This window comes from Streptomyces turgidiscabies Car8, assembly GCF_000331005.1.
Classification (GTDB): domain Bacteria; phylum Actinomycetota; class Actinomycetes; order Streptomycetales; family Streptomycetaceae; genus Streptomyces; species Streptomyces turgidiscabies.
Window position 1 is genome coordinate 1 of sequence record NZ_AEJB01000435.1, and the last position, 15,267, is coordinate 15,267.

The window sequence follows — 15,267 nt, forward strand, 5'->3', positions numbered from 1 at the left end:
CAGGTTCCACAGCAGGGCGCCGCTGGCCCAGTTGAAGGTCGACTCCAGGGCGAGCTGGGCGGCGTTCATCGGCGCGATGCCCGGCCCGGTGGAGCACTCGCTCTCGTAGAGCCGCTTGTCCGGGAAGGAGTTGTGGATGGTGGTCATCTTGCCGAGGTCGTTCGCGTAACAGTGCCACGCGGTGCCGTACATCGCGTCACGGGCCGCCTGATTGGCCATCAGCGTGTTCGCGTAGTCGGGGTACACGTGGTCGGCGTCCCCTGCGAGGATCTTCGTGCCGGAGAGGCCGGCCTGCTGGAGTGCGGGGGCGAGGTTGTCGGCGATGAAGGTCGCCTCGTTGCCCGCGGACCACAGCATCGCCGAGTACGTGGACGGTGAGATCGTCGGCTCGTTCTGCGGGGTGATGCCCCAGACGTCGACGCCCTTGGCCTTGTACTCCTGGAGGAACTTCACGTAGTACTGCGCGAGCGGGCCGTACATGTCCGAGCGCAGGGTGCCGTTGCCCTGGCCGAGCATCGTGTTGGTGGTCTTCATCCAGGCCGGCGGGCTCCAGTTGTTGGCGAAGAGTTTCATCGACGGGTTGAGTGCCTGGGCCTGCTTGATGATCGGGATGACGTAGGCGTCGTCGTGCGCGGTGGAGAAGTTCGCCAGACTCGGGTCGGCCACGCCGCCGTTGTCGTCGTAGGAGTAGGTGCCGGGGCTGCCCGCCGGTGTGGCCGTGTAGTCGGAGGAGCCCATCGGGGTGCGCATCAGCGACAGTCCGATGCCGGAGCCGCGGGTGAACAGATCACGCATCACCCGGTCGCGGGTCGCCGCGCTCAGCTTGTTCTGCAGGAGGTAAGCCGAGGTGTCGGTGAAGGCGGCGCCGAAGCCGTCGATGGTCTGGAACGACTGTGAGTCGTCCACCTTCAGGTTCACACTGCCCGACGACACCGGTCCGAGGGCGATGCCCGGCTGCGGAGTCAGCGCCTGGCTCAGGTCGGACGTCGTGAGGGTCACGCCGATCGTGCCGCTCGCGGCCTGCGCGGGTGATGCGGCCAGGGCCGCCACCCCGCCCGTGACGGCCAGCGTCAGCGCGACGGCCTGAGCACTCAGCCGGCGGAGCGGTTGTCTCTTGGTCATGGAGGTGTCCCTGTTCATTTGTGGTCGGGTCGTCTGCCTTCGGCGCGGGCCGGAGTTCGGCACCGCGCCGGGTCATGGGCTCTGGAAAAAGGGGTCAGACGGGGCTGATGGTCCACTGCATGTTGGTGCTGTTGCCCCAGGCCCACTGCTTGGTGATGGACCCCTCGGACACGTTGCCGCCGCCGTCCAGGAGCTTGCCCGTGGTGCGGTTGACGATGTTGTACTGGCCGCCGCCACGGTGCGTGATCTTCCACTGCTGGTTGGTGTGGCCGTTCCAGGCCAGCTGCTTGCAGGCGGCGCCGTTGGTTGTGGCGCCCCAGCTGTCGGCGACCATGCCGTTACCCCGGTTGACCAGCTTGTAGTAGCCGCCTCCGACCTCCACCGCCTGCCACTGGAGGTTGACGCTGTCGAACCAGTGCCACTGCTTGAGGGCGGATCCGTCGGCGACGTTGCCGCCGCTGTCCAGGGCCAGCCCGTCGGTGTAGTTGATGATCTTGAGGTAGGTCGAGGGGTTGAACTGCACCTTCAGCGAGGTGATCCGATCGTTCTGGCCACTGACCCGCAGGTCGGCGTTGTCGGCGGTGAACGTCCACTGGGTGCCGGTGAAGTTGTCGCCGGAGTAGGCGACGATCTGCTGCCCCGGAGCGATCCTCAGCGAGGAGATGCTGAGCGCCGGTATCCCGTGCAGGTCCAGCTGGTCGGCGGTGTAGTCGCCCAGGCCGAGCGTGGCGGACGTACCGCTGTGGTTGACGTCCGTGAAGACCAGGGCGCCGTCGACCGGTCGCAGCGCAGGGATCTGGCTGGAGAAGGTCAGCTTGAGCACGTACATGGGCGCGGAGTACGGCGCCGACGACGGCAGGGTCACCTTGAGTCCGGTCGCGTCCTGGGTGCGGTTCGGGAGGTCGATGTAAGTGCCGGCCGTGCTGTCCAGCAGCTTCACCGAGGTCAGCGAGCCCAGGTTGATACGACTGGAGCTGAGCGTCTTGACGGTCAGCGAGCTGCCGGGGTAGCCGAGCACCGTGGCGTACAGGACGGTGTTCGCCTTGTTGCGGGTGAAGCGGATGTCCTGCGCGGTGCCGGCGCTCGGGTTCATGAAGGTGCCGCCGCCCATCTTGGTCGGCCCCTCTCCGTACGCGGTCCAGGCACGGGTCGAGTACACCGACTCCCCGAAGCGCTTCAGGTAGTCGCCGATGCCCGCCAGGATGTCGCGCTGGCCCTGGGGGATGGTGCCGTCGGCCTTCGGCGCGATGTTGAGCAGGACGGTGCCGTTCTTGCTGATCCGGTCGATCATGGCGTGCAGCAGCAACGGGGCCGTGTAGTAGCCGATGCCCTCGGTGTAGCACCAGCTGCTGCTGGAGACGCTGTCGTCCGTCAGCCAGTAGGGGGACGTGATGTCGGCCGGGCCGCCGCGCTCGTAGTCGAAGACCTCGCCGTGGCCGTTGAAGGCGTCCTTGTAGGTGGCGATGACCTCGCGGCCCCAGGAGTTGGCCTGGTTGTAGTAGTAGGAGAGGAAGTTCAGCAGCTGCGGCTCGGCGATCTGGTCCAGGTGGACGTCCTGGTAGATGATGTCCGGCTCGGCCAGGTCGATGACCTCCTTGAGCTTGTCGTACCAGAGCTGGTCCTCAGTGGCCTTGTCCAGCTGCCCGTAGAGCTTCTTCAGGCTGGGGTCGGACTGCGTCGGTACGGCCTGGAAGTAGCCGAGGTAGTTGTAGGCGTGGTGCATCGACACCAGCAGCTTGAGGTTCTTCGCGCGGACGGCGTCGGTGAACAGCTTCAGCAGGTTGAGCTGCGGGCCCTTGTCGACCGAGTTCCACTCGTTGACCTGGCTGTCCCACATGGAGAAGCCGTCGTGGTGCTCGGCGACCGGCCCGGCGAACTTTGCCCCGGCGTCCGCGAAGAGCTGCGCCCACTCGTCGGGGTCGAAGTTGCCGCCCGCCGACTTCAGGCTGGGCTTGAACTGGGTGAAGTTGCCCGCCTTGTCGTTCGCCCCGTTGATGAAGTTGTGGTACGGCCACGCGGAGGTGGTGCCGTAGGTGGCGACGTGGTGGTTGTTGACCCCACTGCCGTTGAAGTACATGTTGCGCGGGTACCACTCGCTGTCGTACGCCGGGACGCTGAAGACACCCCAGTGGAAGTAGATGCCGAACTTGGCGTCCTGGAACCACTCCGGAGCCGCCGGGTGCTGGTTCACCGAGCCCCACGTGGGCGTGTAGGTGGCCGGTGCCGCGAAGGCGCGGCCGGAGCCGAAAACACCGCCCGCGACCGCGGCCGCCGCGACGGCCGTGGTGCCGGCCAGAAACTGCCGTCTGTTGATCGCTCTCGACATGACGAGACCTCCAGGGCAACTGATGTGCCTAACGGTTGACGCGGAGAGAGCGCAGGAGCGGGGCTTCGGCGCCTACCGACCTCTGATTGCTGGGATGTTTCCCGAGCTGCGAGGACGTTACGGCGACATGACAGGAAATGACAAGAGCCCTTTCGTCGCGATTCTTCCGGGCTGGGAACTCAAGAGCCCGGGAGACGGGCACGGCCCTGCCCGGACCGATTACGACACCAGCCCGCTGAACTCCACTTTCTCTGGTTACCCGTACGTAGCAGGGCTGTTGGCGAAGACAGGAGATTCCGCAACGCGGATTCCGGGTGCCTCACCCACGCCTTCCACGACTGGCTGGCGAGTCGCGTCCCGTATCTCGCAAGGAGCCTTCGGACACCTGACAAGCCTCGCCGGCAGTGGACACGGGTCAGGGGTGACTCCACCTCATACATCCCAGCAATGAGTTGCCAGCTCAACCTATGCCGTCTACAGTCACCGCAGCACCAGACCTCCGATCACTCCGCATCTCGCGCCGACGCCGTGCGGCTCGCGAGGCAACTGGTACCCCTTCGCACGTTCCTTCAGGAGTGCCGTAATGTCGTCCTCCGCGCGCTCGACAGCTCGCCTCGCCGCCTCCGTCGGCGTTCTCCGTAACGACTCCGCCGACGCGGGCGCGGCCCGTGTCTGACCGCCCGTGCTACGGCCTCGTCGACGCCCACCATCATGTGTGGAATCTCGACCGGCGGCCCCAGCCCTGGCTGGACGAACCCGCTCACGCGCCGATCCGCCGTACCTTCGGCATGGGGGACCTGCGGATGAACGCCACCCGGACGATCTCGGGCCGGCGCCTGGAGCAGACCGTGGTGGTCCAGTGTGTGGCGTCCCTGCCCGAGACGCGCGAGCTGTTGGCCCTGGCCGAGCGGGACCCGCTGATCGGCGGTGTCGTCGGCTGGGTTGATCTGACCTCGCTGGCCATCGGCGACATGCTCGACACACTTCGCGCCGGGCCCGGCGGCTCCTATCTGCGCGCCGTGCGCCACGTCGTCCAGGGCGAGCCGGACCCCGACTGGCTTCAACGGCCCGTCGTGGAATCGGGGTTGCGCACAGTACGTGACCAGAGCCTCGGTTACGACGTGTTGATCAGCGCTCACCAGCTGCCCCAGGCGATCAGGCTCGCCGAGCGAGTCCCCGGCCTGCCGCTGGTCCTCGACCACGCGGGCAAGCCACCCATCGCCGACGGCGACCTCACCGACTGGGAACGGCAGATCCGTCTGCTGGCCGGCCATACGCAGGTCCGGTGCAAGATGTCGGGGCTGGTCACCGAGGCCGACCACGAGAAGTGGGACACCAGGGACATCCGGCCCGTGTGGGACGTCCTGCTCTCCGCGTTCGGCCCGAAGCGGCTCATGTTCGGCTCCGACTGGCCGGTCTGCCGACTCGCCGGTAACTGGAACGCCTGGGCGGCCACCGTCGAGGAACTGCTGTACGACTGCTCCGGGACGGAGACCCGGGCGATCCTCGCCGATACCGCGACCGAGTTCTACCGACTGCGTCCCCGGTGACGACACGGCCAGGGGCGAGACGCGACCGCTCGTCGGTCTCCACGTCGCCGGGTCCCGGCCACCGGCGGCGGGTGGTTCTGCCGACGAACAGCGCGGGCGTGCCGGGGCGCCCCGGCCGACCCCGTCGCCGGACCTGCTCGGGCCGCCTTGCGTGAACGGCCCGCCACGGCACACACGGCTGCCTACGCCTTCACCCTCGCCAGGGTCTTCGACGACGAGTCCCTGCCGAGCCGACAGGACGCTCACCTCAAGTCCGATGACTGGCTCCATCACGCTCCTTCTGCCGACGGGAGGTTGGAAGCGGCTGGGGGGAGTCAGCAGCGAGGCCCGTAGGGAAGGGACTCCGATTGGCCTACGACTGCGGGCTGTCGCCGCGGTTCCGTCCTGGGTGTGTCCTCGCCGCTCTCCACGAGGACTCGTACGTCCCAGGGCCCCAGTTCGAGGGACTCGGCCTCCGCGCAGGGCCGACCGTTGACGACGTCCCGGAACGCCCTGGGAAGCCGCACGGGCTCCGGTGTCCAGGACCAGTTGTGCAGGAAGTGGACGCGACGGCCGTCGGCCGCGGTCGCGCTCGTGCGGGTCACACTCGCCGGCAGGTCGGCCCAATCGTCGGGGGACGACGGACACGCCCACGCCAGCAGCGCCTGGGCCAACTGCTCGTCGGGCACGGTGCCGACGTAGGTGATGCTCCCTTCGCCGACCCGGCGCGTGGTCACGGCCGGCCACTTGCCCAGGTGAGGGTGGTCGTATCGCGCCAGGACGGTGGCGTCGTCGGCGACGAGGCTGTCGGCCCATCGGGTGGCCCAGGCCGGGCCGCCGGTCGCCAGAGCCGGGTCGGTGGCGATGACGGGCACCGGCTCGTTCAGATTGCCGAACTCCGCGTAGTGCACGCCCGCGGCGGCGGCCAGCCGGGCCGGCATGACGTCGGTGCGGGCACGGCCCTCCTCGTCGCCGTAGCCGGTACGCGGCCCCAGGACGAGGTGACCGCCCGCCTCCGCGTAGGCCCCGAGCCAGTCGAGCGTCCGGTCGTCGGTGAGGTACAGGCCGGAGGCGACCAGCACGCGGTGCTGCCGGGCCGCCTGCTCGGGAGGCGTGTCGGCGAGTTCCCGGGCGTGCACGATGCGCGCCTGGAGCCGGGCGTCGAACGCGCCTCGGTGGAAGGGGTCGAACAGGGCGTCGTACGCATCGGGGTCGGGGCTGCCGTCCGGGTGGGCGAGCGGGGGGTACTTCTCCATCAGCCACTTGGTCGGGCGGGAGTAGACCAGGGTGACGTCCGCGTCCGGGACCAGGTCCACCACCAGGTCTCCCGCCGCCTCGAACTCGGCGCCGATACGGGCCACTTCCGCGTGGATCCGGCCGGGCCGGCCACTGTGCGGCAGCACACCGCCCCAGTAGGTCTCGCCGCCGAAGTGCAGGGTGTGCCAGTGCCAGTACTCGATCATCCGCGCTCCCCGGGAGACGAACGCCCAAGCGGCCTGGCGCAGTTGTCCGTCGTACGGAGGACGGTTCTCGAACGGGCCGCCCACACCGCCCGCGTTCGTCTCGGTGACGAGGAAGGGCTCCTGGCGGGAGGAGTACATGCGGTCGGCCCTCAGGTACAGCCCGCGCGGGCCCATGGCCTTCCACGGGTGCCGGACGGGGACGTCCGTGCCGGGCAGTGCCAGCGCGTCCTGTGTCTCGTAGTAGGCGTTGCCCGAGGAGACGTCGAGGGCGTCGGTCATCGTGTCGTCGTCGACCGCGGGGCGGCCGTAGTCGATGCATGTGGTGACGAACTGCTCGGGGCGCGCGTACTCCCGCACGAGGCCGGCCTGCCAGGCGATGTACTCGTTCACCTGCCGGGCCTGGAACTCCCGCCACGCGATGTCGTACTGGGGCTGTGCGTTGCCGTCGGGCGTCCACAGGTCGGCCCAGGTGGACAGCCGGTGCGACCAGTAGACCAGGCCCCACGCCCGGTTGAGGGTCTCCACGTCGCCGTACTTCGCCCGCAGATGGTCGACGAAGCGCTGGAACACACCGTGGTTGTACAGGAGTTCGTTGCCCGGTTCGTTGTCGACCTGGAATCCGATGACGGCCGGGTGGCCGGCGCACCGTTCGAGGATTCTGCGGGTCACCCGCTCGGCGTGGAAGCGGAACGCGGGGTGGGTGATGTCGGCCTCCTGCCGGGCGCCCCAGGGGATGCGCCGGCCGGTGCTCCGCTCCCCCGCGATCTCCGGGTACTGCCGGGCGAGCCACGGCGGCACCGCGTACGTCGGGGTCCCCAGGAGGACGGAGATGCCGCGCTCGTGGGCGCCGTCCAGGACGGGCTGGAGCCAGTCGAGGTCGAAGCGGCCGTTCTCCGGTTCCCAGGTGGACCAGACGGACTCGCCGACTCGGATGACGGTGAAGCGGGCCTCGGCCATCAGGTCGAGGTCGTCCTTGAGACGGTCGTACGGCTGGTACTCGTGGTAGTAGGCCGCGCCGAAAAGGACACGGCGCGGCAGCGAGGTCACGACGACCCCTCTCCGTGGTAACGGAAGTCGGCGAAGTGGACCGTGCCGTGCTCGGCGAACACGCCGGTCACGCGCCCGGTGAAGGGTGACGCCAGTTCGACGGACCAGAAGCGGCCGTCCAGTTCGGCGAGGGTCGTCTCGGTGCCGGACCCGTCCACGACGACGAGCCTGATCGTGTCGCCCGGCGGGAGCCAGGGCACCTTGTGGGGTTCGGGAACACGGGTTTCGAGCCGCAGGAGGGCCTCGTGGCCCGGTACCTCGGTGGTCCAGGTCCGGGTCAGCGAGGGCAGGTTGCCTCGGGCGGTGATCAGGAGGCCGTCGCCGGAGGGTGCCCGTTCGGCGACCAGCGTGACGGTGTGCCGCTCGTCGAAGCGCAGGCCGAGCCCGCCCCTGCCGTCCACCGGGTCGACGCGGGCCTCGAACACGCTGCTCAGATGGCGCTGCCGGCGGCCGACGAAGTCGGGCCTGAAGGTGTCCAGGCCGCCGGAGTCCGCACTCACGGTCAGGTGACCGGGCCGGGCGGCGAGGGACGCCACATCGGCGGGGGCCCGGCCCACCGCCAGCCAGCCGGGGTCGGCCAGGGCGGCCGGGTCGGTGAACTCGAAGTACTCGTCCAGCGGTTCCGGGCGCGGGCTCACCTCCACGGGTGCCGGGCACGGCCAGTCGTCGACCCATTCCACGCCGGTGACGTACGTTTCCCGGCCCAGGGGTGAGGCCTTGCCGGCCATGCGCGTGCCGAGCAGGACCAGGACGTCCTCGCCGTGCGGGCCGCGGACCAGGTCGGCGTGGCCGGTGCACTGGACGGAGCGGTCGGTGCCCGAGGCGCACAACACCGGGTTGCCCGGGGCGCCTTCGAACGGCCCCTCGATGCTCGGCCCCCGGGCGACGCTCACCGCGTGGCCGTACCCGGTGCCGCCCTCCGCGATCATCAGATACCAGTGGTCGCCGCGCCGGAACAGGTGCGGTGCCTCGGGCGCGACCAGCCCCGTTCCGGACCAAAGCTCCCGGGGTTCCTCCAGCGCCCGCCCTTCGGCGAGGTCGACCCTGGCCTGGAGGATGCCGCGGTTCTCGACGACCGTCGTCCCGTCCAGGTGCAGGCCGCTGTAGGTGACGTAGGCGGCGCCGGTCTCGTCCCAGGCCAGGTCGGGATCGATGCCGATGATTCCGTCGAGGGTGGTGCCGTCGCTCCAGGGCCCGGCCGGGTCGGCGGCCGTGAACACGACGCAGCCACGCGGGCTGGTGGCCACCGTGACGATCACGTGGAAGAGGCCGTCGTGGTGGCGGATGGTCGGGGCCCACACTCCCCCGGAGTCCGGCACGTTCGCGACGCCGACCTGTTCCTCGCGGGTCGCCACGTTGCCGATGTGTTCCCAGGTGACGAAGTCGGTACTGCGGTAGACGGGCAGCGCCGGCAGGTACTCGAACGACGAGGTGACCAGGTACCAGGTGCCGTCGACGAGGACACAGCTGGGGTCCGGGTTGAAGCCGGGGATCAGCGGGTTCGGCAGCGGTGCGGCCGGGTGCGGGTTCGGTGAGGTCATGGCTGGGCCTGCCTTGTCGAGGGTTCGAGGGTCGCGGCATCGCCAAAGGACGCCGGCGGCTTCGCGGGCTGGTCCGTGACCTGGTCGGTCGTCCCGTCGGGCGGGGTGGCGCCCCGCCGTCCGGATCTCTGCCAGGGTTCGCACACCAGTGCCGCGAGCAGCGCGAGAACGCATGCCGCGGCGAGCGGGGCATGCGCTCCCCAGCCGGTGACGAGCAGCCCCGCGAGCGTGGTGCCTGCCACGTTGCCGATGGCGAGCACACTGCCCATCCAGCCGAACGCCTCGGCGGCCGAGCCTGCCGGAGCCGTCACGGACAGCCGTTCGAAGAGGCTGGACAGCGCGGGCGCGACGGTCATGCCCCAGAAGAAGAGCAGAACCATCACAGCGGTCTGGCCAGTGGTGAGCGCCAGCAGCCCCAGTCCCGCCGCCACGTACAGCAACAGGCGCCGCAGCCTCGCCTTCTGACGCTTGCGCGCACCATGGACCAGTCCGCCCACGAGAGACCCGAGGCTGCCCACGGCGAGGAGGAATCCCGCATCCGTCGACACCTCGGTGCCACTCACCAGAGCGACCACGCCGAGGACCTGGGCGGCCAGCGCGCAGGTCAGCAGCGCTCCGGTCACGAACAGACGGGGCAGACCCCGCACCCGCAGCACAGCCCTGCCACGGACTGGCGCCACGGCCACGCGACCGGCTTCCGCGTCACGGCCCGCCGCGTAGGCGAGCGTGCCGACGAGGACGAGTGTGCCGCACGCGGCGAGCGCGAGGTGGGGCCCGCCGAAGGCGGCGAGGGTCGACGTGATCACCGGCCCGACAACGAAGACGACCTCCTGCGCGGTCGCCTCAAGGGCGAAGAAGGTGCGTCCCTGTTCCGGACGGACCAGCATCGGCACGGTCGCCCTGACCGTCGAGGTCAGCGGAGGCGTGCACAACCCGAGACACAGTGACAGGAAGACCAGCAGGGCCGGTTCCGGGGGCAGCAGGATCAGTGTCCCCATGGCCACGGTATGCAGTACGGCGGTGGCTGCGAGGACCCGGCGCCGGCCGCGCGCCTCGGCCAGTCGGCTCAACAGTGGTCCGGAGACCAGGGCTCCGATCATGCCGACAGCCGACACCGCGCTGTACACCGCGTAGCTCGACTGATCGATGGTGAGCATCAGCATGGCGAGGCTGGTCATGCCCTGGTTGAAGCGCCCTACGATCGAGGTGAGGAACAGCCAGGACACCGAGGGAGTGCGCAGGAACTCCCGGTAGGTGGCTACGGACACGGCCGAGCCCTCGCTGCGTCATGGTGGGGCTGACGTGATGTGTTCACTGTGTTCCTTGTGTCAGATGTATGCGCGAGGCAGCTGCGAGGAGCCCGGCACGGGCACCCGGGTCAGCGCACGACGACCCGTACCCGGCCCAGGTTGCGCACCCTGGCGAACGGTGTGTGCGCGTCACCCTCGCGTTGCGCGGTCGCGCGCAGTGCCACGAAGTACGTGCCGGGCTTGTCGTAGGTGAAGGCCGCCTGCACCTCCACGGTTTCCCGCGCGGGGCCGCAGGGGCGTGCGGTGAAGGTTCCGGATCCGGTGAAGTCCCATTCGGTGGCCACGATGCGGCCCGCCTTCGGGGGCGCCTCGATCCTGGCCCGGAAGACGACCGGCCGTCCGGCGGCGACCTCGACGCGGTCCCGGCCGTGCACCGTGAGGTCGACGACGGGCTGGACACCCAGCCGGGCGCGGGCCCGCGACGGCACGGCGATCTGGCTGTCGCTCATGCGGTAGGAGGTGGTCCGCGCCGGCGCCTTGCCCTGTTCCACCCAGGCACTCAGGTCACGGAGCGCGTGCTCCAGGATGCCGGTCCACACGACCAGCCGGGTCGCACGTGGCCCGGAGACGGTACCTTCCAGATGGTCGGCGCTGTCGTTGTACCAGAGCCGGTAGGTGTCGTCGAACCGGTCGCCCATCGCCTGCTTCACCTGGGCGCCGTACCAGTCGGCGGGCACGGGGCAGGCATCGCAGTCGAGCAGGTTGGCGACCACGATGACCTTGCCGTTGACCTTGCCGGTGTGCGTGCCGCCGTCGCTGGTGTTGGTGGATATGAGCGGGCCGATCTGGATCGCCCGCTGCGGGTACAGGGGCTGTCCGTCCGGTCCTCGGTACTGGTCGAAGGTGTGGAATCCGGGCCGGGTCGGAACCTGATGCCGGTGGTAGGCGTGGAAGGCGAGGAACCAGCGGTTGTCGGACTGGAGCCTGCCCCCGCCGGCGAGGGCGTCGAGGACGTTCGCGCTGTTTCCGGCCGCGAGGGTGAACACCTTGGCGGCGACGTCCAGCGAACCTGTCAGCGCGCCGACGCTCGTCGTACCGTCCGCGCCGCGGACCGTGAAGTCGAGGGGTGTCGTGATCGCTGCGGACGGCACACTGTCGAGGAGCAGAGCTGTCGGCACGTTGTCAGCGTCGCGGCGCACCTCGGTGATGGTGGCTGTGTGATCGATCCGCGCGGCACGGACCAGGTCGCCGAGAGGTGACCGCTCGGTGCCCAGGTAGCCCGGCTTCGACCAGAAGTCGTCCGCGTACGTGGGATCCAGGGCGCGCACGACGGCCACGAACCCCAGCAGGTTGTCGGGGTCCACCGGCAGTTTGAGCACATAGGAGTAGTCCTCCCACGTCCGGAGCGGAACACCCATGCTCGACACCTCGCGCAGCATGGCGCGCTCGACGCTGTTGAGACCGGCGTAGGGATCGCCCGAGCCTCCGGGGGCGACCGCGTCACCGATGCGGGCGGCCTTCTCCCGCAGCACGAGCCTGGCCAGCGCGCGCACGGTGAAACTGTTCGGGATGGACACCGGGCTGCCGGGGATGAACGGCACAGCTCCGTCCCACACGCCGACGGTGTTCTCGATGCCGCCGATGGTCTGGTAGGAACCGCCGCTGCCGCCGTAGAGGTATCCGTAGATCCGCCGGCTGGAACGGTAGTACTTCGCCGCGACCGTCCTGGAGAACCTGGCCGCCGCCGCCTCGACGCGGTAACCGATGCCTCCGTTGGTCTGGACGACGTACGCGCCGCTGGCCGCGCCGAAGGCGACGACGTCGTCGGGGGCCTGCTCGTCCTGGGTCGGGTACACCTTGTGGAAGAACCGCCCCTGCCACTGCTTCTTGGGAGGCAGGTAGATGGTGAACTTCTTGGACGTGCCCTCGAAGTGGCCGGACACCTTCCGGTGCCGGACGGGGGAGGTCAGGTCCTCCTCGCTGTCGATCACGGGCCGGTTGTACGTCGGATCGTCACAGTCGGGGGTGATCTGCAGGGGGCCCCCGGGGCCGCTCGCCGCGCACACCGGCCGTGCCTCGGCCGAGGCGGGGGTACTGAGCAGCGGGGTCGCTCCCAGTACGACGGCGGTGCCTGCCGCCGAGGTGCGGACGAAATCGCGTCGGGAGGGTCGTCGTACGCTCATGTGCTTCTCCTGGGAGGGGAGGTGCTGCGCTGGTTCGTTGAAGGCTGATGTGGGTTCCGCGTCGGCACGGGACGTGACGGGTCTCCGGCGGATGCCTGGCGCCATCATTGGTTGCAGGGCATGCCGGGCAGCCACAGGTGATCCCTGGTGTGCGGGTCGACCGGCGTGGGGGTGCGTGTCAGCAGGCGTCCGTCGTCTCGGGCGCGCCGGTGCCCTCGTCGGCGGCGAGGCTCAGCCGCTTCGCCCGGCGGACGCGCTGTCGCTTCGGGTCCGCGACCGGTGCCGCCATCTGGAGCTTGCGGGTGTAGGGGTGCTGCGGGTTGGTGGCGACGTCCCGCGCGTCGCCGATCTCGGCGATGCGCCCCTGGTTGAGGACGGCGATCCGGTCGCTGACCTGGTTCACCACGCCCAGGTCATGGCTGATGAACAGATAGGCCACGCCGCTCTCCCGCTGGATGTCCTGAAGGAGCGTGAGCACCCGGGCCTGGGTCGTGACGTCCAGGGCGCTGGTGGGTTCGTCGCAGATGATGACCGAGGGGTCCAGGGCGAGAGCCCGGGCGATGGCGACGCGCTGCCGCTGCCCGCCGGAGAACTCCCTCGGGTACCGGCGGCCGGAGTCGGCCGGGAGACCGACGGCGTCCAGGAGTTCCCGTACCCGTGCGCGTCCGTCCCGGGAGCCGGCGGCGAGGAGGGGTTCCACCAGGATGTCCTCGATCGCCATCGACGGGTTGAGCGAGGAGTACGGGTCCTGGAACACGACCTGGATGTCGCGTGCGATCTTGCGTCGGCGGCCCCGGGAGATGTTGCTGATGGGCTCGCCGCGGAAGGAGATGGAGCCGGAGGTCACCGGCGCGAGCCCGAGGATCGCCCGGCCGATCGTCGTCTTCCCCGATCCGGACTCGCCCACCAGGCTCAGGGTCTCCCCCGCGCGCAGGTCGAACGAGACGTCGTCGATCACCGTGGCGCCCTTGCCCCGGCGCCCGCCGTAGCACACGACGAGGTTCTCGACCTGCAGAACCGTCTCCGTCATCCGTCACACCTCCGCGATCTCGACACGGCGTGCCGACGAGAGCAGTTCCTTTGTGTACGCCTCGGACAGGCGCCTCGAAGGCTCTTGGTCTTGCCGCCGCCCTCGTTCCTCGCGCTGGAGCCGGCATCGGTGCAGCCGCTCAGCGCGGCATGTGCGGCGACGGCAGTGATCATCGTGACCACTCTGTGAGTGGGTCGAACGGTGCGCCTCATCATTGACTCCTTCGGACGCGCAAATGAGGGTGCCGCCGGGGCTGGGGGCCGCCTGGGGGAATCGTCCGAGCGCCTCGAGGCAGAACGGCGCAGACTGGACGGTGACAGTGGATGTACAACGTTCTACGCGGCAACGTACGGAGTCGGTCCAACCCGCGTCAAGAGGCTGCTCAGACCCTCACGGGTAACGGTTCCGCAACGCCCCCGTAGCCTCGTGTCAACACTCTCCGACGCGAGGACACTGGTCGCCGTCGGCACGGCAGCCGTCATTGAGCAGGGAGGATGCCGACGGGAGGCACGGAAGCGCCTTTCAGCGGAGACCCTTCGGGGCCCGCCCCCTGGCCACGGGAGCCGCGCTGGTCCCACGCGGAAGAAGCCGTGGCGCCACGACGTAGTGGACGGGCCGGGTGCGGCCTTCGAGCCGTTCGAGGAGAAGGCGGGCGCTCATCTGGCCGGTGAGATGGCCGGACTGGTCGACGGTGGTGAGGGAGACCCTGCCGATCGACGAGGCGTTGACGTTGTCGTACCCGGTCACGGTGAGGTCCTCGGGCACCCGCAGGCCATGCTCCTCGGCGGCTCTGAGCACGCCGAGGGCCGCGATGTCGGCGCCGGCGAAGATCGCGGTGGGCGGGGTGGGCCTGGAGAGGGCTTCGAGCGCGGCCTGGTGTCCGCCCTCCTCGGTGAAGGACGTCTCGATGACGTCAGGTTTCAGGCCGTGCCGTTTCATCGCCGCCACGAAGCCGTCCAGCCGCGCGGTGTGCGCGAGGACATGGGGCCGCTCCAGCCCGCCCATGGGGTGTGTCGTGTGCAGGATCCGCCGATGGCCGAGGCCCACGAGATGATCGACCATGAGACGTGCTCCGCCCTGGTCGTCGTCAACGACGGTGTCGTAGCCGGCGGCGCCACCGTGCCGGGCGACGACCACCGTGGGCAGGCTCTCCCCGAGACGCTCCAGCCAGGACGTGCTCATGGCCGGCGAGATGACGACGAGGCCGTCCACCCCCCGGTCCATCAGCGCCTCGACACTGCGCTGCTGACGTTCCGTGTCGAGCCCGCCGGTGACGAGAATCTCCTGGTAGGGGGTCGGATCCAGTTCGTCCGTGACACCCTCGACGATCTCCGGCTGGAACGGGTGCGACAGCGCCACGAGCATGACGCCCACGGTGTACGAACTGCCCCGCATCGCCCGGGCGCCCGCCTGCGGGCGGTACCCCAGCTCCTCGATCGCGGCGTTGACCTTGGTCCGCATCTCGGGACTGACGCCATAGGCGTCACGGAGAACCTTCGACACCGCCGACACGGAGACCTGCGCCGCCTTGGCCACGTCCTGAATGGTGACGCGGCGGACACCGGTGGACCCCGGACTTCCGCCCGCGCGCCCCCCGCGCCGCTCCTGTCCGTCCTGCGCTGCGGTCATTTCGCCCCGCCCCCCGTCAGCAGAGCTGGTGTGGATGCGCGCCATGCTACAAGCGCCGCCTTTGCCGTCTGCCCCATGGACCGACGTCCTCCCTCGTCCTTGACACGCGCGAGCAGCGATCCCTACGCTGCACGCGTAGAACGTTAT

9 protein-coding genes are annotated in these 15,267 nt (G+C 69.5%); 1 reads left to right on the top strand and 8 read right to left on the bottom strand.

What is annotated here, in order from left to right:
- Window positions 1–1,122, bottom strand: a 1,122-nt coding sequence (locus STRTUCAR8_RS31775) for a glycoside hydrolase family 30 protein (protein WP_006380282.1), incomplete at its 3' end; no start/stop codon positions are given.
- 94 nt (window positions 1,123–1,216) lie between these two features.
- The gene (locus tag STRTUCAR8_RS31780; protein ID WP_006380279.1) at window positions 1,217–3,448 is read right to left on the bottom strand and encodes an alpha-L-fucosidase; all 2,232 of its coding nucleotides are present in this window, start codon (window positions 3,446–3,448) and stop codon (window positions 1,217–1,219) included.
- Between the two features lie 668 nt (window positions 3,449–4,116).
- Between STRTUCAR8_RS31780 and STRTUCAR8_RS31785 the strand changes: the two genes are divergently transcribed.
- On the top strand, window positions 4,117–4,998 hold the full coding sequence (locus tag STRTUCAR8_RS31785; protein WP_006380285.1) for an amidohydrolase family protein: 882 nt from the start codon (window positions 4,117–4,119) through the stop codon (window positions 4,996–4,998).
- A 314-nt stretch (window positions 4,999–5,312) separates the two neighbouring features.
- Here the strand turns inward: STRTUCAR8_RS31785 and STRTUCAR8_RS31790 are convergent, their stop codons facing one another.
- The 6 genes from STRTUCAR8_RS31790 to STRTUCAR8_RS31815 form a co-directional block, all read right to left on the bottom strand.
- Window positions 5,313–7,487 (bottom strand): beta-galactosidase, encoded by a 2,175-nt coding sequence (locus STRTUCAR8_RS31790; RefSeq protein WP_006380287.1) that lies wholly within the window; start codon window positions 7,485–7,487, stop codon window positions 5,313–5,315.
- Complete coding sequence (locus tag STRTUCAR8_RS31795) at window positions 7,484–9,028, bottom strand: glycoside hydrolase family 43 protein (RefSeq protein WP_006380284.1); 1,545 nt, start codon at window positions 9,026–9,028, stop codon at window positions 7,484–7,486. The genes STRTUCAR8_RS31790 and STRTUCAR8_RS31795 overlap by 4 nt, the downstream gene beginning before the upstream one ends.
- Window positions 9,025–10,296 (bottom strand): MFS transporter, encoded by a 1,272-nt coding sequence (locus tag STRTUCAR8_RS31800; protein ID WP_006380295.1) that lies wholly within the window; start codon window positions 10,294–10,296, stop codon window positions 9,025–9,027. The genes STRTUCAR8_RS31795 and STRTUCAR8_RS31800 overlap by 4 nt, the downstream gene beginning before the upstream one ends.
- A 110-nt stretch (window positions 10,297–10,406) precedes the next feature.
- On the bottom strand, window positions 10,407–12,461 hold the full coding sequence (locus tag STRTUCAR8_RS31805) for a PKD domain-containing protein (protein WP_006380290.1): 2,055 nt from the start codon (window positions 12,459–12,461) through the stop codon (window positions 10,407–10,409).
- A 178-nt stretch (window positions 12,462–12,639) separates the two neighbouring features.
- Window positions 12,640–13,491, bottom strand: coding sequence for an ATP-binding cassette domain-containing protein (locus STRTUCAR8_RS31810; protein ID WP_006380288.1), 852 nt, complete (start codon window positions 13,489–13,491; stop codon window positions 12,640–12,642).
- Window positions 13,492–14,013: 522 nt separating this feature from the next.
- Window positions 14,014–15,120, bottom strand: a complete 1,107-nt coding sequence (locus tag STRTUCAR8_RS31815) for a LacI family DNA-binding transcriptional regulator (protein ID WP_006380281.1) — start codon at window positions 15,118–15,120, stop codon at window positions 14,014–14,016.
- Between the last annotated feature and the right edge of the window lie 147 nt (window positions 15,121–15,267).

Excerpts from the sequence above, each read along its gene's own strand:
- STRTUCAR8_RS31780 (WP_006380279.1), bottom strand. The coding sequence starts at position 3,448 with ATGTCGAGAGCGATCAACAGACGGCAGTTTCTGGCCGGCACCACGGCC.
- STRTUCAR8_RS31795 (WP_006380284.1), bottom strand. The coding sequence starts at position 9,028 with ATGACCTCACCGAACCCGCACCCGGCCGCACCGCTGCCGAACCCGCTG.
- STRTUCAR8_RS31805 (WP_006380290.1), bottom strand. The coding sequence starts at position 12,461 with ATGAGCGTACGACGACCCTCCCGACGCGATTTCGTCCGCACCTCGGCG.
- STRTUCAR8_RS31810 (WP_006380288.1), bottom strand. The coding sequence starts at position 13,491 with ATGACGGAGACGGTTCTGCAGGTCGAGAACCTCGTCGTGTGCTACGGC.
- STRTUCAR8_RS31815 (WP_006380281.1), bottom strand. The coding sequence starts at position 15,120 with ATGACCGCAGCGCAGGACGGACAGGAGCGGCGCGGGGGGCGCGCGGGC.